At 67.8% G+C, this 24,915-nt stretch carries 19 protein-coding genes; 15 read left to right on the top strand and 4 right to left on the bottom strand.

Annotation, left to right across the window (positions count from 1 at the left end):
* Positions 1-50: 50 nt before the first annotated feature.
* From ppsR to BSY238_RS01920, 3 genes are all read left to right on the top strand, one after another.
* Positions 51-863 carry a posphoenolpyruvate synthetase regulatory kinase/phosphorylase PpsR gene (gene ppsR, locus BSY238_RS01930; protein WP_069037670.1) on the top strand — a complete coding sequence of 271 codons (813 nt, stop codon included), beginning with the start codon at positions 51-53 and terminating at the stop codon, positions 861-863.
* Positions 864-929: 66 nt separating this feature from the next.
* Positions 930-1,361, top strand: a complete 432-nt coding sequence (locus BSY238_RS01925; protein ID WP_069037669.1) for a DUF1841 family protein — start codon at positions 930-932, stop codon at positions 1,359-1,361.
* A gap of 20 nt (positions 1,362-1,381) precedes the next feature.
* Positions 1,382-2,239: a D-hexose-6-phosphate mutarotase gene (locus tag BSY238_RS01920; protein ID WP_069037668.1), complete on the top strand. Its 858-nt coding sequence runs from the start codon at positions 1,382-1,384 to the stop codon at positions 2,237-2,239.
* Between the two features lie 25 nt (positions 2,240-2,264).
* On the opposite strand, the gene BSY238_RS01915 is transcribed toward BSY238_RS01920, so the two are convergent.
* Positions 2,265-2,861 (bottom strand): IMPACT family protein, encoded by a 597-nt coding sequence (locus BSY238_RS01915; RefSeq protein WP_069037667.1) that lies wholly within the window; start codon positions 2,859-2,861, stop codon positions 2,265-2,267.
* A gap of 1,074 nt (positions 2,862-3,935) precedes the next feature.
* Here BSY238_RS01915 and BSY238_RS01910 point away from each other — a divergent pair.
* Positions 3,936-5,417, top strand: coding sequence for a SulP family inorganic anion transporter (locus BSY238_RS01910; protein ID WP_069037666.1), 1,482 nt, complete (start codon positions 3,936-3,938; stop codon positions 5,415-5,417).
* 2 nt (positions 5,418-5,419) lie between these two features.
* Positions 5,420-6,214: a universal stress protein gene (locus BSY238_RS01905; RefSeq protein WP_083223874.1), complete on the top strand. Its 795-nt coding sequence runs from the start codon at positions 5,420-5,422 to the stop codon at positions 6,212-6,214.
* Positions 6,215-6,560: 346 nt separating this feature from the next.
* Here BSY238_RS01905 and BSY238_RS01900 read toward each other — a convergent pair whose 3' ends face one another.
* A complete protein-coding gene (locus BSY238_RS01900; protein ID WP_069037664.1) occupies positions 6,561-7,430 on the bottom strand; it encodes a transglutaminase-like domain-containing protein in 870 nt (289 codons plus the stop codon).
* A 257-nt stretch (positions 7,431-7,687) separates the two neighbouring features.
* Between BSY238_RS01900 and BSY238_RS01895 the strand changes: the two genes are divergently transcribed.
* The 3 genes from BSY238_RS01895 to BSY238_RS01885 all read left to right on the top strand — a co-directional run bounded on the left by BSY238_RS01895 (position 7,688) and on the right by BSY238_RS01885 (position 12,021).
* Positions 7,688-8,356 (top strand): BON domain-containing protein, encoded by a 669-nt coding sequence (locus BSY238_RS01895; protein WP_069037663.1) that lies wholly within the window; start codon positions 7,688-7,690, stop codon positions 8,354-8,356.
* 144 nt (positions 8,357-8,500) lie between these two features.
* Positions 8,501-9,604: a transaldolase gene (locus tag BSY238_RS01890; protein ID WP_069037662.1), complete on the top strand. Its 1,104-nt coding sequence runs from the start codon at positions 8,501-8,503 to the stop codon at positions 9,602-9,604.
* A 47-nt stretch (positions 9,605-9,651) separates the two neighbouring features.
* Positions 9,652-12,021, top strand: a complete 2,370-nt coding sequence (locus BSY238_RS01885; protein ID WP_069040380.1) for a phosphoketolase family protein — start codon at positions 9,652-9,654, stop codon at positions 12,019-12,021.
* Here the strand turns inward: BSY238_RS01885 and BSY238_RS01880 are convergent.
* Entirely contained in the window at positions 12,008-12,730 is a 723-nt protein-coding gene (locus BSY238_RS01880) for a Crp/Fnr family transcriptional regulator (RefSeq protein WP_069040379.1), read from the bottom strand. The genes BSY238_RS01885 and BSY238_RS01880 overlap by 14 nt on opposite strands.
* Before the next feature lie 279 nt (positions 12,731-13,009).
* Here BSY238_RS01880 and BSY238_RS18615 point away from each other — a divergent pair, with 279 nt between their 5' ends.
* Together BSY238_RS18615 and BSY238_RS18610 are read left to right on the top strand one after the other, a co-directional pair.
* Complete coding sequence (locus tag BSY238_RS18615) at positions 13,010-13,381, top strand: hypothetical protein (RefSeq protein ID WP_223300232.1); 372 nt, start codon at positions 13,010-13,012, stop codon at positions 13,379-13,381.
* 69 nt (positions 13,382-13,450) lie between these two features.
* Positions 13,451-13,723 (top strand): PRC-barrel domain-containing protein, encoded by a 273-nt coding sequence (locus BSY238_RS18610; RefSeq protein WP_223300231.1) that lies wholly within the window; start codon positions 13,451-13,453, stop codon positions 13,721-13,723.
* 94 nt (positions 13,724-13,817) lie between these two features.
* Here BSY238_RS18610 and BSY238_RS01870 read toward each other — a convergent pair whose 3' ends face one another.
* Positions 13,818-14,357, bottom strand: coding sequence for a ferritin-like domain-containing protein (locus BSY238_RS01870; protein WP_069037661.1), 540 nt, complete (start codon positions 14,355-14,357; stop codon positions 13,818-13,820).
* A 357-nt stretch (positions 14,358-14,714) separates the two neighbouring features.
* Between BSY238_RS01870 and BSY238_RS01865 the strand changes: the two genes are divergently transcribed.
* From BSY238_RS01865 to BSY238_RS01850, 5 genes are all read left to right on the top strand, one after another.
* A complete protein-coding gene (locus tag BSY238_RS01865; RefSeq protein WP_069037660.1) occupies positions 14,715-14,879 on the top strand; it encodes a DUF1328 domain-containing protein in 165 nt (54 codons plus the stop codon).
* A gap of 49 nt (positions 14,880-14,928) precedes the next feature.
* Positions 14,929-15,333: a hypothetical protein gene (locus tag BSY238_RS01860; RefSeq protein ID WP_069037659.1), complete on the top strand. Its 405-nt coding sequence runs from the start codon at positions 14,929-14,931 to the stop codon at positions 15,331-15,333.
* A gap of 94 nt (positions 15,334-15,427) precedes the next feature.
* Positions 15,428-15,625 (top strand): hypothetical protein, encoded by a 198-nt coding sequence (locus BSY238_RS18245; protein ID WP_150123859.1) that lies wholly within the window; start codon positions 15,428-15,430, stop codon positions 15,623-15,625.
* A gap of 32 nt (positions 15,626-15,657) precedes the next feature.
* Positions 15,658-24,021, top strand: coding sequence for a GH36-type glycosyl hydrolase domain-containing protein (locus BSY238_RS01855; RefSeq protein ID WP_069037658.1), 8,364 nt, complete (start codon positions 15,658-15,660; stop codon positions 24,019-24,021).
* Positions 24,018-24,911 carry a YihY/virulence factor BrkB family protein gene (locus BSY238_RS01850; protein ID WP_069037657.1) on the top strand — a complete coding sequence of 298 codons (894 nt, stop codon included), beginning with the start codon at positions 24,018-24,020 and terminating at the stop codon, positions 24,909-24,911. The genes BSY238_RS01855 and BSY238_RS01850 overlap by 4 nt, the downstream gene beginning before the upstream one ends.
* The last annotated feature ends 4 nt before the right edge of the window (positions 24,912-24,915 follow it).

Below are 24,915 nucleotides of genomic sequence, written 5' to 3'. Positions count from 1 at the left end.
ATTTTGCGCCGACTGTGCGGTTTGCGCACCGAACTGGATCAGAACACATCATGAGAACCGTCTTCTTCATTTCCGACAGCACCGGCATCACCGCCGAAACGCTCGGCCGCAGCCTGCTTTCGCAGTTCGAGGGCGTGAAGTTCCGGCACACCCGCGTGCCCTTCGTCGATTCGGTCGACAACGCGCTCGACTGTGTCGAACGCATCACCGAGTCGCAGATGCGTGACGGCGTGCGGCCCATCGTGGTCACGTCCATCGTCAATGCCGAGGTGGCGCGCACCGTGCGACAGGCCGACGCGCTGTTCCTCGATCTGTTCGAGCACTTCGTCGGGCCGCTTGAAGATGAACTGGGGCAGGCCGCCAATCACAACGTCGGCCGGCAGAAGGGGCTGGAAGAGAGCGCCGATTACCAGAACCGCATCGAGGCGATCAATTTTTCGCTGGCGCACGATGATGGCATGTCGCACAAGGAGCTGGAAAAGGCCGACGTGATCCTGGTCGGCGTGTCGCGCTCGGGCAAGACGCCGACCAGCCTGTACATGGCGATGCAGTTCGGCGTGAAGGTCGCCAATTACCCGCTGATTCCGGAAGATTTCGAGCGCGGCAAGCTGCCGACCGAACTGGTGAAGCACCGCAGCAAGCTGTTCGGCCTGACGATCGCGCCCGAGCGTCTGTCGCAGATCCGCGAAGAGCGCCGGCGCGGCAGCCAGTACGCCTCGCTGTCCAACTGCCGCTACGAAGTCGATGCGGCGCAGAAGCTGATGCGCATGGAAGGCATACGCTGGCTGGAATCGACGCACAAGTCGATCGAGGAGATTGCCGCCGTGGTGCTGCAGGCGGTGCATGTCGAGGACGACAGCTGACGCCTTGGTGTTGCTTTGCGGTGCTTTGTGGTGCAATGGCCGCCCCGCACGATCCCGCGCCGCCCCATGTTCAATCCCACCCGCGACCAGGCCCGGCAGTTCTTTCTCGACACCTGGGCCAAGCGCCACAGCGGCCAGCCGCTGACGCAGATGGAAACCATCGCGCTGACGCTGATCGGCCGCCATCCGGAGTACCACGCGCTGCTCGACCAGGGCGAACGCGCGCTGACGCGCGAATATCCGCCCGAGCTGGGTGAGACGAACCCCTTCCTGCACCTGTCGCTGCATCTGGCGATCGAGGAACAGCTGGCGATCGACCAGCCGCCAGGGCTGCGCGCCGCCTTCGAGGCGCAGCGCGCGAAGATGGGTGACGAACACGAGGCGCTGCACCGGGTGCTCGACTGTCTGGGCGAGAGCATCTGGCGCGCCCAGCGCGACCGCCAGCCGCCCGACGGCGCGGCCTATGTGGCCTGCGTGCGGGCCGGGCTCGACGACTGAATTCTTACTTTGACGACACCATGACCGACAAGACCGGACTCATCCTTCCCACCGAATTCCACGGTCAGCCCGCGCTGTCGCTCGAAGCAGCCGACGGCGCGCGCTGCGTCGTCAGCCTGTTCGGCGGTCACATCCTGTCGTGGGTGCCGGCCGGCGGCAAGGAGCGGCTCTATCTGTCGCCCGATGCGCGCTTCGACGGGCAGGCGGCGATCCGCGGCGGCATTCCGGTCATCTTTCCGCAGTTCGCGGCGCGTGGTGACGGGCCGCGCCACGGCTTCGCGCGCACCCGGGTGTGGCAAGTGACCGAACAGCGGGCGGCCGCCGATTTCGTCACCGTGACGCTGACACTGCAGGACGACGACGCCACGCGCGCACTGTGGCCGCATGCCTTCCTGCTCGAACTGACCGTGATGCTGAGCGGCAACCGGCTCGATCTCGAACTGAGCGCCGAAAACACCGGGGATGCGCCCTTCGCGTTCGCCGCCGCGCTGCACACTTATCTTCGTGTCGGCGAAGTCGAGAACTGCCGCGTCGAAGGCCTGCGCGGCAAGCGCTACCTGGACGCGACCGCAGGTGACCGGGCGACGCAGGACAAATTCGATGCGGTGGTGGTCGAGGACGAAATCGACCGCGTGTACGTCGGCGCGCCCGACAGCGTCGTGCTGAACGAACCCGGCCGCGCACTCGGTCTGCAGAGCACCGGCTTTCCGGACCTCGTCGTGTGGAACCCGTGGGAACACAAGTGCCGCGCGCTGCCCGACGTCCCGGATCGCGACTTCCGCCATTTCCTTTGCCTCGAACCGGCGCTGGCCGAGAAGCCGCTCGAACTGGCGCCCGGCGCGCTGTGGAGCGGCCTGCATACGCTGGTTTCCGCCTGAGGGAAAAGCTGCACGGGGCGGACGCTCAGTCGGCGTCGTCGCGGATCCAGCCGATGCGGCCTTGCGTGACGTCGTTCAGGCGCGCCATGAAAGCCGCTGCGGCGGGCTCAGGCAGCTCGATGCGCATGTCGACCAGCGAGCCATGGCTCACCGTGCCCAGCGTCGCGCCAGCCGCATCGATCTCGCGCCGCACCGTGCCTTCGAGCGCATAGGGCAGGGTGCAGCGCAGCGTGATGCGGCGGGTCAGCGGCACCTTGGTCGCGGAAAGCAGCGCCTGCGCCACCGCGTCGGTGTAGGCGCGCACCAGACCGCCAGCACCGAGATTGATGCCACCGTAGTAGCGCACCACGGTCGCCAGCACGCCTTCCAGATCCTGATGGCGCAGCACTTCGAGCATCGGCCGCCCGGCCGTGCCGCTGGGTTCGCCGTCATCGACCGCCGCCGACTGTCCGCCCGCCAGCAGCGCCCAGCACACATGCGTCGCCCCCGGATGCTGCCGCCACAGCTCGATCACCCGCGCCTGCGCCGCCGCGCGGTCGCGCATCGGCTCGACGCAACCGATGAAGCGGCTCTTCTTGATGAGCAGTTCGCTGTGAACCGCGGCGGCAAGGGTGTTCGGCATGGCGGCGCAGCTTACCGGCAGCACCCGACCTTGTGGAATCGGCCTTTGTGGGAATGGCGGCCTGTGGGAGCAGCGCCCTGTGTGAGCGACCCCTGTGGGAGCGGCGGCCTGTGGGAGCGGCGGCCCCGCCGCGATCGTGCCTTGATGGTCGCATTGCAAAGTGAGTATCGCGGCGAGGCCGCCGCTCCCACAAAGAAAGCAGCGCGCTTGCCGGCCTACGCGCCGATATGCCGGAGGGTCGTGCGAGCGGTCTGCATCGGAGTGACTTCTGTGGGAGCAGCGCCCAGTGGGAGCGGCGGCCTGTGGGAGCGGCGGCCCCGCCGCGATCAGTGCCTTGATGGTCACATTGCAGAGTGAGCATCGCGGCGAGGCCGCCGCTCCCACAAAGAAAGCAGCGCGCTTGCCGGCCTACGCGCCGATATGCCGGAGGGTCGTGAGCGCGGTCTGCATCGGAGGGACTTCTGTGGGAGCAGCGGCCTGAGTGAGCAACCCCTGTGGGAGCGGCGGCCCCGCCGCGATCGTGCCTTGATGGTCGCATTGCAGCGTGAGCATCGCGGCGAGGCCGCCGCTCCCACAAAGAAAGCAGCGCGCTTGCCGGCCTACGCGCCGATATGCGGGAGGGTCTTGCGAGCGGTCTGCATCGGAGTGACTTCTGTGGGAGCAGCGCCCAGTGGGAGCAGCGGCCTGTGGGAGCGGCGGCCCCGCCGCGATCAGTGCCTTGATGGTCGCATTGCAGCGTGAGCATCGCGGCGAGGCCGCCGCTCCCACAGAAAGTAGCAGCGCGCTTGCCGGCCGATGTGCCGATGTGCCGGAGAGCGACCCCCGGTTGTAGCGGTGGCCTGCGGCTGGTTCTGCACACCTGAGAACCTCAGTTACAATGTTGCCATGCAACAAGAACTTCTTGTCTCCGACCTGCGTCACGCCGGTCCGCCATAGCGTTTCAGCGCTGCTGCCGGCGCCCTGATTGCGGGCGCCGTGTCCGTTCCTCCCCCTTCGATATTCGTGCCGCACCGCCGCAGGCAGGTGCGTGCTCCCGTCCCGTGCAGGCGGAGCGCAAATAACTTCAGGATTCATATGTCGCTCAAAACACTGCGCCAGGACTGGTTGTCCAATGTGCGCAACGATCTGCTGGCCGGCCTCGTGGTCGCGCTGGCACTGATTCCCGAGGCGATCGCCTTTTCCATTATTGCTGGCGTCGATCCCAAGGTCGGGCTCTACGCCTCCTTCTGCATCGCCACCGTGATTGCCTTCGTCGGCGGTCGGCCGGGCATGATTTCGGCGGCCACCGGCGCTATGGCACTGGTCATGGTGTTGCTGGTGAAGGAGCACGGGCTTCAGTACCTGCTGGCGGCCACATTGCTCACGGGTGTGCTGCAGATCGTGGCCGGCGTGTTCCGGTTGGGGGCGCTGATGCGCTTCGTGTCGCGCTCGGTCATCACCGGCTTCGTCAATGCGCTGGCCATTCTCATCTTCATGGCGCAACTGCCGGAACTGACCGGCGTCGGCTGGCAGGTGTATGCGATGACGGCCGCCGGGCTGGGCATCATCTATCTGTTCCCCTACGTCACGAAGGCCGTGCCGTCACCGCTGGTCACCATCGTCGTGCTGACCGCGGTGGCGATAGCGCTCGATCTGGACATCCGCACCGTGGGCGACATGGGTGAGCTGCCGGACAGCCTGCCGGTGTTCCTGCTGCCCGACGTGCCGCTGAATTTCGACACCCTGCGCATCATCTTCCCGTACGCGCTGACGCTGGCCGTGGTCGGGCTGCTGGAATCGATGATGACCGCGTCCATCGTCGATGACCTGACTGACACAAACAGCAACAAGAACCGCGAATGCGTGGGGCAGGGCGTGGCCAATATCGCCAGCGGCTTCATCGGCGGCATGGCCGGATGCGCGATGATCGGCCAGTCGGTCATCAACGTGAAATCGGGCGGCCGCGGGCGTCTTTCGGCGCTGACCGCCGGTGTGGTGCTGCTGATTCTGGTGGTGTTCGCGGGCGACTGGGTGGCGCGCATCCCGATGGCGGCGCTGGTGGCGGTGATGATCATGGTGTCCATCGGCACCTTCAGCTGGAGCTCGCTGCGCAACCTGCGCGAGCACCCGGCCAGTTCTAGTGTGGTGATGGTCGCGACTACGGTGATGACCGTGCTGACGCACGACCTCGCGCAGGGCGTGCTGGTCGGCGTGCTGCTGTCGGGCTTCTTCTTCGCGCACAAGGTCGGTCGCATCCTGCACATCACGTCGCAGACCGGCGACGAAGGTCGTGAACGTACGTATCTAATCAGTGGCCAGGTGTTCTTCGCTTCGGCTGACCGCTTCGTTGCGGCCTTCGACTACCGCGAAGTGATCGATCGCGTGCGCATCGACGTCAGCCGCGCGCATTTCTGGGACATCACCGCGATCAGCGCGCTCGACAAGGTGGTGATCAAGTTCCGTCGCGAAGGCACCGACGTCGAGGTGATCGGCATGAACGAAGCCAGCGCCACGCTGGTGGACCGGTTCGCCGTGCATGACAAGGATGGCGCCGACATGCTGATGGGAGGTCACTGATCATGAATATGGACAACAAGGTGCTCGCCTGCGTCGACCAGTCGCCCTGGGCCGACCATGTCGCCGACTACGCCGCGTGGGCGGCACAGCGGCTCGACGCGCCGCTGGAATTCCTGCATGTGATCGACCGCCACCCCGAGCGCGGCTCGGGCAAGGATCACAGCGGCAGTATCGGCGTCGGCGCGCAGGAGGCGTTGCTCACCGAACTGAGCGAACACGACGCCGCCTTTGCCCGCGCCGCGCGCGAGCAGGGGCGCGTGTTCCTGAACCGGCTGCGCGAGCGTGCCGCCGGTGCGGGTGCCGGCTGCATCGACACCCGCCAGCGTTATGGCGAACTGGAGGAAACACTGGTCGAACAGCAGCAGGACGTTCGCCTGCTGGTGATCGGCCGGCGCGGTGAATCGGCAGCGACCACACAGCGCGACCTCGGCCGCAATGTCGAACGTGTGGTGCGTGCGCTGACACGGCCCATCCTCACCGTCACCGACGCGTTCCGTGCGCCGCAGAAGGTGCTGGTGGCCTACGACGGCGGCGGCATCACCCGGCGCGGCATCGACATGCTGGCCGCCAGTCCGCTGTTGCGCGGTCTTGACGTGCATGTGCTGATGTCCGGTCCCGAGCGTCCGGGGGCACCGAAAGATATCGACCAGGCTTGCGCCACGCTGAGCGCCGGCGGCCTGACCGCGAGCGGCCGCATCATTCCGGGCGACCCGGAACAGGTGATTGCGCAGTACGCCGCGAACGAGGCCATGGACCTGCTGGTGATGGGCGCCTGGAGTCACTCGCCGCTGCGCTGATCAAGCCGATCGGTGCGCAGCGCCGCAATGATCGGTTACAGGCCGCAGCATGAGCGGCCTCTGTGGGAGCGGCGGCCTGTGGGAGCGGCGGCCCCGCCGCGATCGTGCCTTGATGGTCGCATTGCAGAGTGAGTATCGCGGCGAGGCCGCCGCTCCCACAAAGAGAGCAACGCCCTGAGGGAGCAACCCCTGTGGGAGCGGCGGCCCCGCCGCGATCAGTGCCTTGATGGTCGCATTGCAAAGTGAGTATCGCGGCGAGGCCGCCGCTCCCACAAAGGTAAGCAGCGCGCTTGCCGGCCTACGCCCCTGGCGATGTCCGGATCGCGGTGCGGGGCCCGGCCTGCGTTCAGCGGATGCCGTCGGTCGACAGTGCTTCGCTGCAGTGCTGCGGCAGCATCATGTTTCGCGACGGATCGTCGATTGCGGTGGCGCGGATGAACGGGGCTTGCGACAGCACGCCACCGAAAATCGTGGCGAAGGCGACGTCGGCGGCGTCGCGGCCGGTGCCCAGGCGCACCAGTCCCATCGGGATGGCGGTGCCGGACGGATCGAAGATGTACCAGCGGTCGCCCAGATACACCTCGACATAGGCATGGAAGTCCGGCGGGCCGAGTATCGGGTCGGCGCCGTAGTCGGTGCCGGTCACGAAGCGGGCCGGAATGTTGATGGCGCGGCACAGCGCGATCATCAGGTGGGCGAAATCGCGGCAGATGCCGACGCGTTCGATCACGGTGTCGACCGCGGACGTGCTCGAATTCGAGCTGTTCGACGTGAAGGCGACGTGGCTCAGCACCCAGTCGCGGATCGCCTGCACGCGGCTGTGGCCCTGCCACATGCTGCCGAATTCGCGCGTCGCCAGCCGGATCAGCCGGTCGGACTGGCAATAGCGGCTGGGGTAGATGTAGCCCATGACTTCGGGCGGCAGGCGGTGCACCGGCACTTCGGCCAGTTGTGCCGGGTCGGCCCAGTGATGCACCAGATCGACGGTCGCCTGGTATGAAACGGTGAGCGGCCCGGGTTCGGCGCGCAGCCGCATGTAGCGGTTGCCGGTCAGCGGATCGGCGTGGATGTGCGGCTCGACCGCCTGGCTCAGCGTCAGGGTTTCGCCCGACACGGTCTGACTGGCAGTTTGCGCGACATGGATGTTGAAAACGAAGTCGGCGCCCTGGAAGTCGATCTGGTAGTTCAGTTCAATCTGCAGTTCGATGCGGATCATGGTGCGGGCTCCGCGGGGTGGGGTCGCGTGCGCGACCCGGGAGGTTGTCGGAAAGAGGGAAACACGGCGGATGGCGAGCAACGCATTGTTTACAGCACCACCCGGGGCGAAGCATGACGCGTGCCACGGCGTGTTTCCGTGCGCTGGCGAACAGTGCCCGTGGTGACACGAGCCGGCCCGATATGCGTGCCGCCGTACATACACCGGTCCGCGGCACGCCCACAGTCCTCGCTCGAACAACGAGGAAAGACAACAACATGAAGAACGCCAACAAGAAGACCGATGCGCAACTGCTGGCCGACGTGCAGGCCGAACTGAGCTGGGATCCGTCGATCAAGGCGGATGACGTCAGCGTGCGCGTCAAGGACGGCGTCGTGACGCTGGGCGGCCACACGACCACGTTTGCCGACAAGTGGCACGCCGGGTGCGCCGCACAGCGCGTATCGGGCGTCGCATCGCTGGTGTCCGAAATCAAGGTCGAACTGGCCAAGGGCGAAGGTCGGGACGACACCGAAGTGGCCCGCAATGCCGAGATCGCGCTGTACTGGATGGCCGGTCTGCCGAAGGGTTCGATCAAGGTCAAGGTCGACAACGGCATGATGTCGCTCAACGGCGATGTGGTCTGGGCCTACCAGATCGATGCCGCCAACGCTGCCGTGAGCCGGCTGCAGGGCGTGACCGACGTCAGCAACAATCTGGTGCTCACGCCGCGCTCGTGCAACGACACGGTGCAGTCGGACATCGCCGCTGCACTGAAGCGTTGCGCGAGTGCCGGCGCCACGCCTGTCGATGTCGCCGTGAAGGGGTCGCAGGCCACGCTGACCGGTCAGGTTGCGAGCGCTGGGGAGCGTGAACTGGCGCGGCGTGCCGCATGGAGCGCGGCCGGCGTGAACAAGGTGGTCGACCACATCACCATCGCCGCCTGAGCCGCATGAAGCCGCCGCCCGCAGCGCATCGCTGCGGGTGCGTCAGCGCACAGACCAGCCAGTGCAGTCCGCGCAGGCTGGCCCGAACGAGTGCTGTCGGGAAGCCTTGCCCGGCAGGCCGAAGTGATCAACGGGGGAGCCTGCATGACGGCACTACAGCACGTGCGCGACGCCGGCCAGAGTCTCTGGCTGGACAGCATCAGCCGCGGCCTGATCGATGACGGCCGGCTGGCGCGCTACATCGAGCAGTACGCCATCACCGGTCTGACGTCGAATCCGGCCATTTTCGACGCTGCGCTGGGTGAGGGGAGTGCCTACGACGAAGACATCCGCGCCGCTGCGCGCGACGGCCTGTCCGGCGAAGCGCTGTTTGCCGGGCTGGCGCTGGCCGACCTCCGGCGCGCGGCGGCGCTGTTGCAACCCTGCTTCGACGCCAGCGGTCATGCCGACGGCTGGGTGTCGATGGAGGTGTCGCCGCTGCTCGCTGCCGACAGTGCTGCAACGGTCGCCGCGGCGCGGCAGATCCATGCCGACGCGGCGTGCGCCAATCTGCTGGTGAAGATTCCGGGTACGCCGGAAGGCTTGCCGGCCATCGAACAGACCGTGTTCGCCGGCATTCCGGTCAACGTGACGCTGCTCTTTTCGCGCGAGCAGTATCTGGCCGCCAACGACGCCTGCCTGCGCGGCATCGAGCGGCGCATCGCGGCCGGGCTCGATCCGAAAATCGCCACCGTGGCATCGCTGTTCGTCAGCCGCTGGGATGTGGCGGCCAACAGCGTGATTTCGGTGTCGCTGCAGAACAGGCTCGGCATCGCCGTCGCCCGCCAGGTCTGGCGCAGCCATGTCGATACGCAGGCATCGCCGCGCTGGCAGGCTGCAGTGGCGAGCGGTGCCCTGCCACAGCGCCTGCTGTGGGCCAGCACCGGCAGCAAGGATCCGGCCGTAGCCGACACCCTGTATGTCGATGCGCTGATCGCGCCCGGCAGCATCAACACCTTGCCCGAAGCGACCTTGCTCGCGTTCGCCGATCATGGCCGGCCGCAGCCCGCCATGCCGGACGACGGCGGCGACTGCGATGCGGTGATCGCGCGCATCGACGTCGCAGGCGTGAAGGTCGCACTGCTCGCAGACCGACTTCAGCGCGATGGCGTGGGCTCGTTCGCCAAGGCCTGGCGGCAACTGCTCAAGCGCATCGACAGTCGCGCCAGCCCCGGCCCCGTCCTCATGCCCCGGGTGGCCGTCTCTTGACCGCCGCCCTGCTGGAACGCGCACCGCGCGACGCACTGCTGGCCCGCATGCATGCCTGGTGGCGTGCCGCCAACTACCTGTCGGTCGGACAGATCTATCTGCGCGCCAATCCGCTGCTCGAAATGCCGCTGACGCGCGAACACATCAAGCCGCGCCTGCTCGGCCACTGGGGCACCACGCCCGGGCTGAATTTTCTTTATGTACACCTGAACCGGCTGATCAAGGAGCACGACCTCGACCTGATCAACATCATCGGTCCGGGGCACGGCGGACCGGCGCTGGTCGCGTCGACCTATATGGAAGGCTCGTACGGCGAAATCTGGCCGGCGATCACGCAGGACCGTGCCGGCATGCAGGCGCTGTTCCGCCAGTTCTCATGGCCGGGCGGCATTCCGAGCCATGTCGCGCCGGAAACGCCGGGCTCGATCCACGAAGGTGGCGAGCTGGGTTATTCGCTGGCGCACGCCTATGGCGCCGCCTTCGACAATCCCGGGCTGATCGTCGCCTGCGTCATCGGCGATGGCGAGGCGGAGACCGGCGCGCTGGCCGCCAGCTGGCACTCCAACAAATTCCTGAATCCGGCACGCGACGGCGCGGTGCTGCCCATCCTGCACCTGAATGGCTACAAGATCGCCAATCCGGCGGTACTGGCGCGCATCGGCCGCGATGAACTGACCGAATTGCTGCGCGGCTACGGCTACGCGCCGCATTTCGTGTCGGGCGATGACCCGATGACGATGCACGGTCAGCTGGCCGACACGCTGGACACCATGCTGGCGGACATCCGTGCCATCCAGACCGCCGCGCGCGCGGTTGATGCCCCGGTGCCGCCGCCGCGGCCCCGCTGGCCGATGCTGGTGTTCGAGTCGCCCAAGGGCTGGACCGGCCCGGCCGAGGTTGATGGCCTGCCGTCCGAAGGCACCTGGCGCGCGCATCAGGTGCCGATCACCGATTTCAGCAAGCCGGAACACGTGCGCCAGCTCGAAGAGTGGCTGCGCAGCTACCGGCCGGAAGAACTGTTCGATCACGCCGGCACGCTGCATCGCGAGATTGCCAGCCTTGCGCCATCCGGCGCGCGCCGCATGGGCGCGAACCCGCATGCCAACGGCGGCCTGCTGCGGGTGCCGCTGCGCATACCGCCCTGGCGCGACTTCGCCGTGGCACTGGCTGCGCCCGGCGCGGTCCAGGCCAGCGCGACCAGCGTGCTGGGCAGCTTTCTCGCCGAGGTGATGAGCGCGAATCTGCCGGCGCGCAACTTCCGGGTGTTCGGACCGGATGAAACCGCGTCGAACCGCCTCGGTGCGGTGATCGACGTGACCGGCAAGGCCTGGATGGCGGAGTGCGAGTCGGTCGATGTCGACCTGTCGGCCGATGGCCGGGTGATGGACGTGCTGAGCGAACACCTGTGCGAAGGCTGGCTGGAAGGCTATCTGCTGACCGGCCGCCATGGCCTGTTCTCGTGCTACGAAGCGTTCATCCACATCATCGATTCGATGTTCAACCAGCACGCCAAGTGGCTCAAGGTGTGCAACGACATTCCGTGGCGCGCGCCGATCTCGTCCCTCAACTACCTGCTGACGTCGCACGTGTGGCGGCAGGACCACAACGGCTTTTCGCATCAGGATCCGGGCTTCATCGATCACGTCGCGAACAAGAACCCGGACGTCGTGCGCATCTACCTCGCACCCGATGCGAACTGCCTGCTGTCGATCGCCGATCACTGCCTGCGCAGCAGCAACCAGGTCAATCTGATGATTGCCGGCAAGCAGCCGGAATGGCAGTGGCTCGACGCCGAAGCGGCCGCGCTGCACTGCGCCGTCGGGGCCGGGATCTGGCACTGGGCGGGCACTGAGCACGGCGACGATGCGCGCGAGCCCGATGTGGTGATGGCCTGCGCCGGCGACGTGCCGACGCTGGAAACCCTCGCCGCGGTGATGCTGCTGCGCGAGTACGTGCCCGACATCCGCATCCGCGTCGTCAATGTGGTCGATCTGATGGCGCTGCAGCCGGCGTCCGAACACCCGCATGGCCTGAGCGATACGGCATTCGATGCACTTTTCACGCGTGATGCGCCCATCGTGTTCGCCTTCCATGGCTATCCGTGGCTGATCCACCGCCTGACGTACCGGCGAACCAATCACGGCAAGCTGCACGTGCGCGGCTACAAGGAAGAGGGCACCACCACCACGCCATTCGACATGGTGGTGCTGAACCACATGGACCGCTACCAGCTCGCGCTCGATGCGATCTGCCGCATTCCGCGGCTGGCCGATCAGGTGGACGACGCCAGGGCGAGGCATCGCGCCAGCATCGCCACCCACAAGGCGTGGATCGCCGAGCAGGGCGAAGACCTGCCGGACATACGCAACTGGCACTGGCTCGCTGCGTCGCCCGATGCTGCGCTCAGGTCGCCTTGAGGGCCGGCAGCAGCCGGTCGTACTCGGTTTTCACGACCGCGTAGCACTCGCAGGTGCGCTGTTCCAGCCCGGCGCGGTCGAGCACCGTGATGTGACCACGCCGGTAGCTGATCAGGCCGCATTCCTGCAGCCGGCCGGCCGCTTCGGTCACGCCTTCGCGGCGCACGCCGAGCATGTTGGCGATCAGTTCCTGCGTCATCACCAGTTCGTTGGTCGGCAGCCGGTCGAGGCTCAGCAGCAGCCAGCGGCACAGCTGCTGGTCGAGCGAATGGTGGCGGTTGCACACGGCGGTCTGGGCCATCTGCGTGATCAGCGCCTGCGTGTAGCGCAGCAGCAGGTGCAGCACCGGTCCGGCGCGGTTGAATTCCACCATCATCAGGTTGGACTTCAGCCGATAGCCCTTGCCGGCGCTCTGCACCACGGCCCGGCTGGTGGTCGATTCGCCGCCCATGAACAGCGACACGCCGACCAGGCCTTCCTTGCCCACCACGGCGATCTCGGCCGAGGCGCCGTTCTCCATGACATAGAGCAGCGACACGATGGCCGTGACCGGAAAGTACACATGGCTGAGGCGGGTGCCCGATTCGTACAGCACCCTGCCCAGCGGCATGTCGACCGGTTCGAGGTTCGGAAGCCAGCGTGCCCATTCGGCATCGGGCAGTGCGGCGAGCAGTTCGTTGCTGCGGGCGAAATCAGCGGGAGCTTGCATGTGCATCTTCAGCGTGTCCTGTGTGGGCCCTGATCGCGTCTCAACCAAGATCGCTCATGAAGCCTGTTCAAACCGTAGTACGCGGATGACACAAAAGGGGCTGCGGTTGTCAACCGCATGCTGTCGAGGCGTCGAAGTGCGATGAAAGTATAGCGACATCCTGTTTGCTGCGCGTTGTGGAGGTGCGACACCGCACAGACCCCGCTTGGCCACCCGCGCAACATGCAATGCATCGCTTCTGACCCGGACGCCGGCACACGCCTCGGTGCGACCGATCTGATGGAGGTACCGACCTTGCAGCCGAGCCAGCTTGTTGCCCTGCATGCCACCCAGCCGCGCGACGCGGAGGTGCCGCATTTCGACCCCGACCGGCTGCGATGGCACCGCATCAGGGTGCGCCGGCTGATCCGCCGCATCAAGGCGGGCTATGGCGACCCGAAAGACGAGCCCTTTACCGGGCTCTACCACGCAACACAGCAGGATCAACCAGAGGAAATGACCATGAGCTACCAGGACAGGGACAAGCACGGCATGTACAAGGGCGAGGGCGCCACGCCGGGTCCGCTGATGCGCCACGGCCCCGGGCCCGGCCTGATGGGGACCGACACGCTGATGGGCAACGACGTGTTCAACAAGGACGGCGAAGACTGAGGGTCTTTTGAGACTGAATCGTGGACCACGATTCAGTCTCAAAAGACCCTCTGCGACATCCAGGAAATCATGCTCGACATGCGCAACAGCAAGGTCAGTTGCGCCGTGATGTCGTTCGGCGGATTTCTCGGCATCGGCGACAAGCTGTTCGCCGTGCCGTGGGGCGCGCTGACGCTCGATACCGAGAACAAGCGCTTCACGCTCGACGTTGCGAAGGAGCGCCTCGAGGGCGCGCCGGGTTTCAATCAGGATTGCTGGCCCGACATGGCCGATCAGTCGTGGGCGCAGCAGATTCACGACTATTACGGTACCCGCCCGTATTCGGTCGATTCGAAGCTCTGAACGCAGCGGCCTCGCGGCTGCAAAGCGGGCCGGGACAGGTTGCCTGTCCCGGCCCCGTGTCCATCCAGGTACAGGGCGTCGCGGGCATCGGCCCTTACACCGCCACGCCCTGCAGCAGGTCGGCCAGTTCGTCGGCATGCTGCTCTTCCACGGCCAGTATCGATTCGAGCATGCGACGCGTGGTCGGGTCCTGCTCGCCCAGATAGAGAATGAATTCGCGATAGCTGTCGATGGCGATGCGCTCGGCGACCAGATTTTCGCGAATCATTTCGGCCAGCGTGCCGCCTTCGACGTATTCGGCGTGACTGCGCGCGGTCAGCGTGTCGGGCGAAAAATCGGGCGAACCGCCCAGTTGCACGATGCGCGCGGCCAGTTCGTCCGCGTGACCCTGCTCTTCCTTCGAATGCGTCAGGAACTCGCCGGCGACCGACTGCGAATGAATGCCGCTGGCCATGAAGTGATGACGCCGGTAGCGCAGCACGCACACCAGTTCGGTGGCGAGCGCCTCGTTCAGCAGTTTGAGCACTTGCACGCGATCGGCGTCGTAGCCGGCGGTGACGGCGCCATCTTCGACATGCTTGCGGGCGCGCTTACGCAGGGCGACAACATCTGACAGCTGTGATTCCGTGTTCATGGGGTTCCTCGAAAACGGTCTGGGACAGCGGGCGGGCAGAGCCCGCGGGTGGGCAAAACCGGTCGTCGGACCGGGCGCCCCTGGCGGGGGGACCCGACGTCGGTCAATCCTGGGGCGAGCAATCCGGCCGGTCGGTGCGGTGGAGCACTTAGGGGCCTTGCACGTTGGATGCGAACCGCCCCTGGGGCATCCGGCCCGGCCCACGTTCGCCACCGCACAGACGCGACGGGCGGCAGGGAGCCCAATAGGCCTCGCGGCGGGAGTCCTCGGGAAGGTGAGCTTCGCAGCCGCTTCTTCCCCGGCTTCGCGCCGCATCCCGGCAGAGGCCGGGCGCATCGTCATCGAGGAGGGTCCGTCATGCTGCATTACGCCATCGTGTTCTTCGTCATCGCCCTGATCGCCGCGCTGTTCGGCTTCGGCGGCATCGCCGCCAGTGCGGCCGGCATCGCGAAAATCCTGTTCTTCGTCTTCATCGTGCTTGCCGTTGCAAGTTTCGTGTTCGGCCTTGTCCGCCGTGGATGAGGCGTTCGCGGGCCGCTGGCCTCCCCTGATCAGAGAAAGCAGGTATCCCATGAACGATCGCACCAGGAATGACCGTCAAGAAGGCTTCGGCGCTGCGGCGGACAGCTTTGCCGATGCGCTCGCGCATACCGCCGGCGAAGCGGTCCGCTCGTCGAACCAGATCGCCCACCAGACGCTGGACCAGCTGGCCGACCGCGTGGACAGCGCTCGCCTGCAGGCAGCGCCGGTATTCGATCGCCTGGCGCATCGCGCCGACGAAATGAAGTATCGCGGTGTCGCGGCGGTGCGCGATGGCTCGCAGCGATTGCGCTACCAGGCGGTACGGGCCACCGATTCGACGCTGGGCTACGTGCGCCAGAAGCCGGTCAGATCCTTGCTGTTCGCCGCTGCGCTGGGCGCCGTGGCAACGCTCTTGCTGTCGGTCGCCGGACGGGCCGGAAAGCCGCGCGACTGAGTCGCCGGCCGCCGCGTGCGGCAACGACGACCGCGCAGCCCTCAGTGCTGCGCCCGGTCGAACCTTCATATCGCTTCATGTCCAGGGAGATCACATGCCTGCTCACACCCTCCATTCCGTCAGCCCTGACCCGACCCGTCTGAATGATCACCTCAGCCAGTGCGCAGTGGCACTCGGACCGATGCACCGCGTGCGCTGCGCAGCCGAGGCGGTCGACGCCTTCCTGGCACCGCGCTTTGTCAGTCTGCTTCTGGTGATGTCGGCGCTGCTGCTCGCCGGCCTGTCGCTGTAAGACCGGCCCAGGGTTTCAATGCCGATGTCTACATGAGCCGGGCGCGACTGCGCCGGCAGATTCCCGATGCCGGCGCCGAGGCGCTCGCCCTGATCGATCCGTCGCGTGGCGTGATCGAGTCACCGATCCGCGGCGAGCTGTTCAGCGCCGAACGTTTCCGGCAGCACGGCCGCAGCCTGGGCGAGGCGCAGACTGCGCGGCTCAAGGCGCCGCGCTCGACCGCGTTCTTTCCGCGCCTGCACGACAACATGAAGGTGCTGCGCGAGGCGCAGCACTACATCGGCCTGCAGGAGCGCATCGGCCATCACGTCAGCCCGGCCGGGGAATGGCTGCTGGACAACTTCCATCTGGTGGCCGCCCAGATCAAGGCGGTACATGACGGTCTGCCGCGGCGCTACTTCCGCGACCTGCCGGTGCTGGTCGGCGATCATCTGGCCGGTCTGCCGCGCGTCTATGGCGTCGCCTGGGCCTTTGTCGCGCACACCGACAGTGCCTTCAACGATGACCTGCTGATCGAATTCCTGAATGCCTACCAGCAGACGAGCGAACTGAACCTCGGCGAGCTGTGGGCCCTGCCGACCACGCTGCGCGTCGTGCTGATCGAGAATCTGCGCCGTCTGTCCGAGCGCATGGCGGCCGACAAGGCGGCGCGCGAACTGGCCAATCTGTGGTGCGACGGACTGGAACGCGAAGCGACCGGCCGTGCGGGCGGCCATGCCCGCATGATCGATGCCGACGCGATGTTCGGCCTGATGCAGGCGCGCCGCGTCGGTACCGTGTTTGCGCTGCAGGTGATGCAGCGGCTGCATTCCGATTCCGGGTCGCGCTCGGCAGCCGGGCTGCGCGGTCGGGAGTCGGTACGCGAAGCGCTGGCGCGCGCGCTGCCCGATCCGGCCAGCGCGCAGGCCAGGCAGCAAGCCGAGGAGGCGGCCGACAATCTGAGCGTCAGCAACGCCATCGGCTCCCTGCGCATGCTGGGCGACGCCGACTGGCGTGCGCTGATTGCGCAGACCAGCATGCTGATGCAGCTGATGCTGGCTTCATCGACCTTCCGCGCCGAGCGCGACGACACGCAGGACGCCACGCTGCATGCCATAGAGCGGCTGGCGCGCGCGAGCGGGCACAGCGAACTGGCGGTGGCGGAGCGGCTGCTGGAGCACATGCGTGTCCCGGTCAGCGACCCGCAGCTCGACCCGTCGGCACCGATCGAGTCGCCGAGCTTCTGGTTGCGCGGCGGGGGGACGGGTGCGATGCGCCGGTCGCTCGGCCTGCGTCCGGCCGTGCTGTCCGGCTTCGGTGACCTGCGCAACCAGTATGCAGTGCCGGTCTATCTCGCATTGCTGGGCGTCGGCAGTGTGCTGCTTGCGCTGGCGTTCACGCAGCACGCCGTGGCAGCGTCCGTCACGACGCCGGTGTGGGCGCTGCTGGCCTTGCTGGCGCTGCTGCCGGCGAGCGAGGCGGTGATCGCCGTGCTCAACCGGCTCATCAGCGAATGGGTGCCGCCGCGCCGCCTGCCCCGGCTGGCGCTGCTCGCCGGCATTCCGCCTACGCTGCGCGTGCTGGTCGTGATTCCGGCCATGCTGTCGTCCGCCACCGCGATACGTGCGCTGGCGCGCCAGCTCGAACGCCATCATCTGGCGAACCGCGAGCCGCATGCGCAGTTCGCGCTGCTCACCGATTTCAGCGATGCGGCGGGCGCGCACATCGGGTCGGACGCCGCACTGCTGGCGACCGCCGTCACGGAGATCGACCGGCTCGAAGCGCTCTATCCGCCCGACGCCGTCGATGAGGGCGCGCGCCAGCGCCGCTTCCTGCTGCTGCATCGCGACCGGCGCTTGTCGGATACCGAACAGTGCTGGATGGGCTGGGAACGCAAGCGCGGCAAGCTCGAACAACTGATCGACCTGCTGGCGGGCGGGCTGTCGGGCTTCGTCGATCTTGGGCCGCGCTCGAAACCGGCGCCCGACACCCCCTTTGTCGTCACGCTCGACAGCGACACCCTGCTGCCGCCGGGGGCCTTGCGCGAACTGGTCGGTGTCGCGGCGCATCCGCTGAACCGGCCGCGGGTCGATGCCGCGCGCGGCTGCGTCATCGCCGGCTATGCGGTGCTGCAGCCGCGCATCGTCACGCCGCTGCCATCACCGCTGCATGCCACGCCCTTCCACACGCTGTTCGCCGGGCGCTGCGGTGTCGATCCGTACAGCGCCGAAACCTCCGAGCTGTATCAGGACCTGTTCGACGAAGGCACGTTCACCGGCAAGGGGCTGTTTCACGTCAAGGCGATGCAGGCCGTGCTGTCGGGGCGACTGCCCGAAGGCCAGGTGCTCAGTCACGACCTGATCGAAGGTTCGATTGCGCGCTGCGGCGGTGTCAGCGACATCACGCTGATCGAGGACGCACCGATGCACGCCGACGTTGCGGCATCGCGCGTGCACCGCTGGACGCGCGGCGACTGGCAGCTGTGGCCGCTGCTGTGGCGTGCGCGACGCTTCGACCTGAATGCCATCAACCGCTGGAAGATGATCGACAACCTGCGCCGTTCGCTGGTGGCGCCGTTCTCGGTCGTGCTGCTGCTGGTCGCGCTGGGCAGCGATCTGCTGTCGCCATGGGGCGTGCTCGCGTTGATGGCTGCCGCGTTCGGCGGTGGCCCGCTGCTCGGTGCACTGGCCGGCATGGCGCCGGCGCGTGACGACCTCGCGCTGCGCCACTTCTATCATCAGGGGCTGGTCGACATCGGTCGCGCGCTCGGCGGCATGCTGTGGAATCTGGCGCTGCTGCTGCGCAATGCGCTGCACCTGTGCGACGCCATCGTGCGCGCGCTGTGGCGCACGGCGATCAGCCGCAGGCGCCTGCTGCAATGGACCACCGCCGCCGACGCGCAGTCCGCTGCACGGCACAGCCTGACCGGCCTGTGGCGCGTGCATTGGCCGGTCAGTGCGCTGGCGGTGGGCGTGTGCGCGCTGCTCTGGTGGCGCGGTACGTCGTCGCCATGGCTGGCCCTTTCGATGTGCGCGCTGTGGGCGGGCACGCCGCTGTGGATCGGGCTGGCCAGCCGCGCATCGGCGCACCGCCATCGTTACCGGATGGCCGGCGGCGATCGCGCCTACCTGCTGGATGTGGCGCGCCATACCTGGCGCCTGTTCGAGCGCCATGTCGGTCCGGCCAGCAACTATCTGCCGCCGGACAATGTGCAGACCGTGCCCTACACGATGGTTGCGCAGCGCACCTCGCCGACCAATATCGGCCTCTACCTGCTGTCGACCGCCTGCGCACGGCGTTTCGGCTGGATCAGCACGCTCGAGCTGCTGACCCGCTGCGAACGCACGCTGGCCACGCTGGCCGTGCTGCCGCGACACCGCGGCCACTTCCTGAACTGGTACGACACGCAAAGCTTGGTGCCGCTGGCGCCGGCCTATGTGTCGGTGGTGGACAGCGGCAATCTGTGCGGTCATCTGATCGCGCTGGCCGGCGCCTGCGATGCGCTGGCGGTGCGACCGGCAGACGACGCCGACCGCGCCTGCAACGCACCGCTGCGCCTGGTCGCGCTGGCGGCGCAGTGCCGCCGGCTGGCGCTCGAAGCGGAATTCGCCTTCATGTACGACGAACGCCGACGCCTGTTCCACATCGGTTATCTGGTCGAGGAACAGACGCTGGACAAGAGCTATTACGACCTGCTCGCGTCCGAGGCGCGGCTGGCCAGCCTGTGGGCGATCGCCAAGGGCGACGTGCCGGTGAAGCACTGGGCGGCGCTCGGGCGACCGTTCTTCGCGACCGGCAGTGAAGCGGGTCTGCGCTCGTGGTCGGGGTCGATGTTCGAATACCTGATGCCGTCGCTGGTGCTCGACGAATTGCCGGGCAGTGCGCTGGCCAGTGCCGCGCAGGCGGCGGTGCGCGAGCACCGGGCGTTCGGGCGCGCCCACGGCGTGCCGTGGGGACTGTCCGAATCGGCCTATGCCGCGAGCGACCACACGCTGGCCTACCAGTATTCTCCGCAGGGCGTTCCGCGCCTTGCGCTGCGCCGCACGCCGGCCGACGAAATCGTCGTCGCGCCCTATGCGACGGCGCTGGCGGCCATGTTCGAACCGGCAGCCGCCATCGACAACCTGCGCCGGATGGAAGGCCTGAATGCCCGCAGCGACATGGGCTTCGCCGAGGCGCTGGACTATGTGGCCGACCGCCAGACCGGCGGCAGCGCCTACACGGTGGTCAGTACCTTCATGGCTCACCATCAGGGCATGACCATCGTTGCACTCGCCAATCTGCTGCTCGACGGCGCACCCCGGCGCTGGTGCATGGCCGAGCCGCGCATCGACGCCGTCGCCTCGCTCTTGCAGGAGCGCGTGCCGCGCGAAGTGTCGCGACTGCTCGCGCCGCCGCCGGCGCCGACGCGCAACGACCGGCGCGATACCTTGCCCGGCGTGACCCGCCTGCTCACACCGGGGGCCTCGGCGCTACAGCCGACGCATCTGCTGTCGAACGGTCGCTATTCGGTCGCGCTGCGTGCCAACGGCGCCGGCTGGAGCCGCTTCGGCACGGCCGACGTGTCGCGCTGGCGCGACGACGCGCTGCGCGATGCCTACGGCACCTTCTTCTATCTCCGGCGAGCACCGCAGGCCGCGCCGGTGTCGATCACGCAGCATCCGGCGGCCGATCCGCTGGCCGACTACAGCGCCACCTTCCACAGCGACCGCGTCTGTCTCGACGCGCAGTGGGCCGACCTGCGCACCCGCTGCACCGTGTGGGTCAGTCCGGAAGACGACGTCGAGCTGCGCCGCATCGAGCTGTGGAACACCTCGTCGGAGCCGATGGAGGTCGAACTGATGTCGATGTTCGAGGTGTCGCTGTCCGAAGCGCGCGCCGATGAAATGCATCCGGCCTTTGCCAAGCTGTTCGTTCAGGCGAGCTGGGATGGCGCCAGCCGTGCCGCCTACTTTTCGCGCAAGCCGCGGCTGTCGACCGAAGCCGGGCTGCACGCGGTGCATTTCATCGCGCATGCCGACCCGCACCTGAAGTCGGTTTGCGTGCAGACCGATCGCGCGCGCTGGCTCGGTCGTCATCGCGACGCCGCACAGCCGCGCGCGGATTACGGCGCGGCGGCGGATCCGTCTGCCACACAGCCCGGACCGCAACAGGACTGCGTGACCGGCCTCGATCCGCTGGCGTCGCTGTCGATGCGCCTGAGCCTGCCGGCGCACGGCATGGCGTCACTCACCGTCGGCACGGCGGCAGCGGATGCGCATGACACGCTGCAGGCACTGGTCGAGCGGTACCGGCAGGACGCCATGGTCGAACGCTCGTCGCTGATGTCCGGCACGTTTGCGAGCATCCGGCTGCGCGAGATGCGGGTCAATGCCGACGATCGCGCCGCCATCCAGTTGCTGACGACGACACTGGTACTGCTGATGTCGCGTCCGGCACCGCTCGAAGCGCCGGCGGGCGGCGCACTGCATGACCGACGCACGTTGTGGCGGCTCGGCATGTCGGGTGACCGGCCGATCATCGTGGTGCACGCCAGCGCGGTGCAGGGTGTGCGCATGCTGCGCTCGCTGTTTCAGGCGCTGCGCTGGTGGTCATGGGGCGGCCTGACCTGCGATCTGGTGGTGCTCAACGGCGAGGCCCACTCTTACCTGATGCCCTTGCAGGCCGAGCTGGCCGCGCTGCGCGAGCGTTACGCGGCCGAGGTCGTCGCGACTGCGCCGGCACGCGCCTGCGGCCTGTATCTGATGTACGCCGACGAGCTGTCGCCCGCCGAGCGGGCTGCGCTGGCCGCGCTGGCCAGGGCCAGTCTGCATGCCGATGGCCGGCCGCTGTCGCATCACGTGCAGGATCTGGTGGACTGGCATGACAGCGCGCTCGACGCGCGCGCCGAACAGCCGGCGACCGCGCTGCCGGCGGCGCGTCAGGGTGCCGTCGGTCTGCCGCCGAAGGGTGTGTTCGATGCTGGAAGCGGCGATTTCCGCTTCACCGTGACCGATGCGCACCGCACGCTGCGGCCGTGGATCAATGTGCTCGCCAATCCGGATTTCGGCAGCCAGGTGTCGGAAGTCGGCACCGGTTACACCTGGGCCGGCAACAGCCGGCTGAACCAGCTCACCGGCTGGTCGAACGACCCGGTCGGCGATGCGGGCGGCGAAACCTTTCATCTGCAGGACCTGCGCAGCGGCGACCTCTGGAGCGTCGGCGCCGGTGCCGCTGCCGCCGACGTGCCCTATCGCATCGAACACGGGCAGGGCCTGACGACGCTGCGTCACCGGCGCGGCGACATCGACGTGCAGGCGACCTGGTGCGTCGACCCGGACGCATCGGTCAAGCAGGTGCGCATCGTGCTCGCCAACCGCGGCGCGCGTGCGCAGTCATTGCGGTTGATCGGCGTGTTCGAGTGGGTGATCGGTGCGCTGCGCAGCGACCGCCAGTCGGTGCGCACGGCGTTCGCGCGGCTGGCGTTACCGGACGCCTCGGCGCGCCAGATCGATGCACTTCTGGCGACCCAGTGCGATGGCCATGCCGGCTTCGGCAACAGCACCGCCTTTGTCGTGCTCCAGCGCGAGGGCGCCGATGGCAGGCCGGGCGTCGCCACGCTGGCGGACTGGACCTGCGACCGGCGCGAACTGTTCGGCCCGGACGGCCGGCCGGTCATGCCGGATCGGCTGGGTGCGCAGGACGCCATCGGCGTCGATCCGTGCGCCGCGCTGTCGGTGACGGTCAATCTGGCGCCGGGCGAGTCGTCCACGCATGTCTTCCTGCTCGGACACGGCGAATCGCCGCGTGCCGCGGGCATGCTGGCGCGCACTGCGGCGGAGCAGGGTGCCGTGCAGCGCGAACAGGCGGTGCGTGCCCGGTGGAACAGCCTGCTCGACGCGGTGACGGTGAGCAGTCCCGACCCGCTGTTCGATGTGATGGTGAATCGCTGGCTGCCCTACCAGACGGTGGCCTGCCGTCTGTGGGCGCGCGCCGGCTTCTACCAGGCCGGTGGCGCGTTCGGCTTTCGCGACCAGCTGCAGGATGCGATGGCACTGTGCGTCGCCGCGCCGGCGCTGCTGCGCGCCCAGCTGCTGCTGTCGGCATCGCGCCAGTTCGCCGAAGGCGACGTGCAGCACTGGTGGCATGCGCCGACCGGCGCCGGCGTGCGTACCCGCTGTTCCGACGACCGCCTGTGGCTGCCGTTCGCCGCGGCCCGCTACATCGAGGTCACGGGCGACGTCGAGGTGTTCGACGAGCTGGTGCCCTTCCTCGAAGGCGACCCGATACCCGAAGGCGCGGAGGACGCCTACTACGTGCCGCGCATCGGCACGCAGCCGGTGTCGCTGTACGAACACTGCGCACGGGCCATCGACTGCAGTCTTGCGGTCGGCACGCACGGGTTGCCGCTGATCGGCACCTGCGACTGGAATGACGGCATGAACCGGGTCGGCCATGAAGGGCGTGGCGAGTCGGTCTGGCTGGGCTGGTTCCTGTGTCAGGTGGTGGCCCGCTTCAGCGTGCTCGCGCACGCCGAGGGCGAAACCGGCCGTGCCGAACGCTGGCAGCTGGCTGCCGCCGGCTGGCGCGATGCGCTGCGCGGCGCGGCGTGGGACGGCGAATGGTTCGTGCGCGCCTTCTTCGACGACGGCACGCCATTGGGCTCGCGCCGCAACGAAGAATGCCGAATAGATCTCATCGCGCAGGCCTGGGGCGTGCTGTCCGGCGTCGCCACACCGGCGCAGCAGCAGGCGTCGATGGCATCGGTCGGCCGCCTGCTGACGGATGAGACGAACGGTCTGGTGCGCCTGCTCGATCCGCCGTTGCAGCATGCCCGGCCGGATGCCGGCTACATCCAGGCCTATCCGCCCGGCGTGCGCGAGAATGGCGGGCAGTATGCGCATGCCGCGGTATGGGCACTGATGGCGCAGGCCGAACTGGGAGATGTCGATGCCGCATGGCGAACCTTCACCGGGCTCAGCCCGGCGCACCGGGCGGACAACGAGGCGCGGAGCGCCGCCTACGGACTCGAGCCCTACGTGATGGCGGGCGACATCTACACCCAGCCGCCGTATGCCGGACGCGGCGGCTGGAGCTGGTACACCGGCTCGGCCGCCTGGATGCACCACGCCGCGATCGAATCGATGTGCGGCCTGCGGGTGCGTCAGGGAAGCCTGTGCGTCGTACCCCGTCTGCCCGGCCACTGGCCGAAGGTGACGCTCACCGTGCGGCGCGCGGGTCGCCGGCATGACATCACCGTGTGTGCGGCCGGTGCACTGGCGGATATCGCCGGCGCGCGCGCGGCCGGCCTGCTGCCGCTGGCGGTCGGCGAATGGCTGGATCTGGCGACTGCCGGCGAGCACAGCCGCCATCTGGTGATCGCTGCGGCAAGTTTGGCTTCGGCGGCCCGGTCGCCGGTGCAGGCGGTCACGGCATGAAGTGCCCGCGCGGCCTGGCCGAGGTATGGCGGATCGCGCTGGCCACCCTGCGCCGCTATGACGACGCGCGCGGCATGACCTACGGTGCGGCGGTGGCTTTCTACGCAGCGTTCGCGATAGCGCCGCTGATCGTCGTGGTGACGCGCGTCATGTTCTGGGTGCTCGGCGATGAAAGTGCGCAGGTGGCGCTGATCGATGCGCTGTCCGGGCTGATCGGTCCGCGCGAAGCGGGTACCGTGTCCGACCTGCTGCAGCGTGCCAGTGAACGGTCGAGCGGTGACGGCAACGGCTCGCTGGGGCCCTGGCTGGCGCTGGGCGGCACGCTGATCGGTGCGACCGGTGTATTCATCGAACTGCGCGCCGCGCTGCAGGCCATGCTGGGCGAACCTGTGGTGCCTTTTTCCTGGCTCCGGCTGCTGCAGGTGAGGCTGCTCGCGCTGGGCATCGTGCTCGGCGGCGGCTTTCTGCTCGCCGTGGCACTGGTCGCGCAGACGGCGGTGCTGGTCGCGATGCATCACGTGACCAACATCTGGCCGGTATTGCTGCCGGTGGTGCTGGTGGTCGAAGCGGTGTTTTCGTTCGGCGTGATCGCGCTGCTGTTCGCCACCCTGCTGCGCTGGCTGCCGGACCATCGCATGCCCTGGCTGCATGCGGCCGTGGGCGCCTGCTTCGCTGCCATGCTGTTCATGCTGGGTCGCTACGCCATCGGGCTGTACATCGCGACCACGGCGACCGAATCGGCGCTCGGTGCGGCAGGCTCTTTCGCTGCGCTGCTGATCTGGTTCTACGGCTCGAGCCAGATATTCCTGCTGGGCGCTGCGCTGGCCGTGGAAGTCATACCGGCGGCACCGCCGCGCGCGACCGGGTCGGCCGCAACGCCCGCGCACTGACCGC

The organism is Methyloversatilis sp. RAC08, from assembly GCF_001713355.1.
Lineage (GTDB): Bacteria > Pseudomonadota > Gammaproteobacteria > Burkholderiales > Rhodocyclaceae > Methyloversatilis.
This window is presented reverse-complemented; position numbering and strand designations above follow the sequence as displayed.

What these genes read in the sequence shown, in the direction of transcription:
- BSY238_RS18615 (WP_223300232.1), top strand. Translation starts at nt 13,010, where the DNA reads ATGGAGGTACCGACCTTGCAGCCGAGCCAGCTTGTTGCCCTGCATGCC.
- BSY238_RS01925 (WP_069037669.1), top strand. Translation starts at nt 930, where the DNA reads ATGTTCAATCCCACCCGCGACCAGGCCCGGCAGTTCTTTCTCGACACC.
- BSY238_RS01860 (WP_069037659.1), top strand. Translation starts at nt 14,929, where the DNA reads ATGAACGATCGCACCAGGAATGACCGTCAAGAAGGCTTCGGCGCTGCG.
- BSY238_RS01890 (WP_069037662.1), top strand. Translation starts at nt 8,501, where the DNA reads ATGACGGCACTACAGCACGTGCGCGACGCCGGCCAGAGTCTCTGGCTG.
- BSY238_RS01880 (WP_069040379.1), bottom strand. Translation starts at nt 12,730, where the DNA reads ATGCAAGCTCCCGCTGATTTCGCCCGCAGCAACGAACTGCTCGCCGCA.
- BSY238_RS01865 (WP_069037660.1), top strand. Translation starts at nt 14,715, where the DNA reads ATGCTGCATTACGCCATCGTGTTCTTCGTCATCGCCCTGATCGCCGCG.
- BSY238_RS18245 (WP_150123859.1), top strand. Translation starts at nt 15,428, where the DNA reads ATGCCTGCTCACACCCTCCATTCCGTCAGCCCTGACCCGACCCGTCTG.
- BSY238_RS01900 (WP_069037664.1), bottom strand. Translation starts at nt 7,430, where the DNA reads ATGATCCGCATCGAACTGCAGATTGAACTGAACTACCAGATCGACTTC.
- BSY238_RS01855 (WP_069037658.1), top strand. Translation starts at nt 15,658, where the DNA reads ATGAGCCGGGCGCGACTGCGCCGGCAGATTCCCGATGCCGGCGCCGAG.
- BSY238_RS01915 (WP_069037667.1), bottom strand. Translation starts at nt 2,861, where the DNA reads ATGCCGAACACCCTTGCCGCCGCGGTTCACAGCGAACTGCTCATCAAG.
- BSY238_RS01885 (WP_069040380.1), top strand. Translation starts at nt 9,652, where the DNA reads ATGCATGCCTGGTGGCGTGCCGCCAACTACCTGTCGGTCGGACAGATC.
- ppsR (WP_069037670.1), top strand. Translation starts at nt 51, where the DNA reads ATGAGAACCGTCTTCTTCATTTCCGACAGCACCGGCATCACCGCCGAA.
- BSY238_RS01920 (WP_069037668.1), top strand. Translation starts at nt 1,382, where the DNA reads ATGACCGACAAGACCGGACTCATCCTTCCCACCGAATTCCACGGTCAG.
- BSY238_RS01905 (WP_083223874.1), top strand. Translation starts at nt 5,420, where the DNA reads ATGAATATGGACAACAAGGTGCTCGCCTGCGTCGACCAGTCGCCCTGG.
- BSY238_RS18610 (WP_223300231.1), top strand. Translation starts at nt 13,451, where the DNA reads ATGCTCGACATGCGCAACAGCAAGGTCAGTTGCGCCGTGATGTCGTTC.
- BSY238_RS01895 (WP_069037663.1), top strand. Translation starts at nt 7,688, where the DNA reads ATGAAGAACGCCAACAAGAAGACCGATGCGCAACTGCTGGCCGACGTG.
- BSY238_RS01910 (WP_069037666.1), top strand. Translation starts at nt 3,936, where the DNA reads ATGTCGCTCAAAACACTGCGCCAGGACTGGTTGTCCAATGTGCGCAAC.
- BSY238_RS01870 (WP_069037661.1), bottom strand. Translation starts at nt 14,357, where the DNA reads ATGAACACGGAATCACAGCTGTCAGATGTTGTCGCCCTGCGTAAGCGC.
- BSY238_RS01850 (WP_069037657.1), top strand. Translation starts at nt 24,018, where the DNA reads ATGAAGTGCCCGCGCGGCCTGGCCGAGGTATGGCGGATCGCGCTGGCC.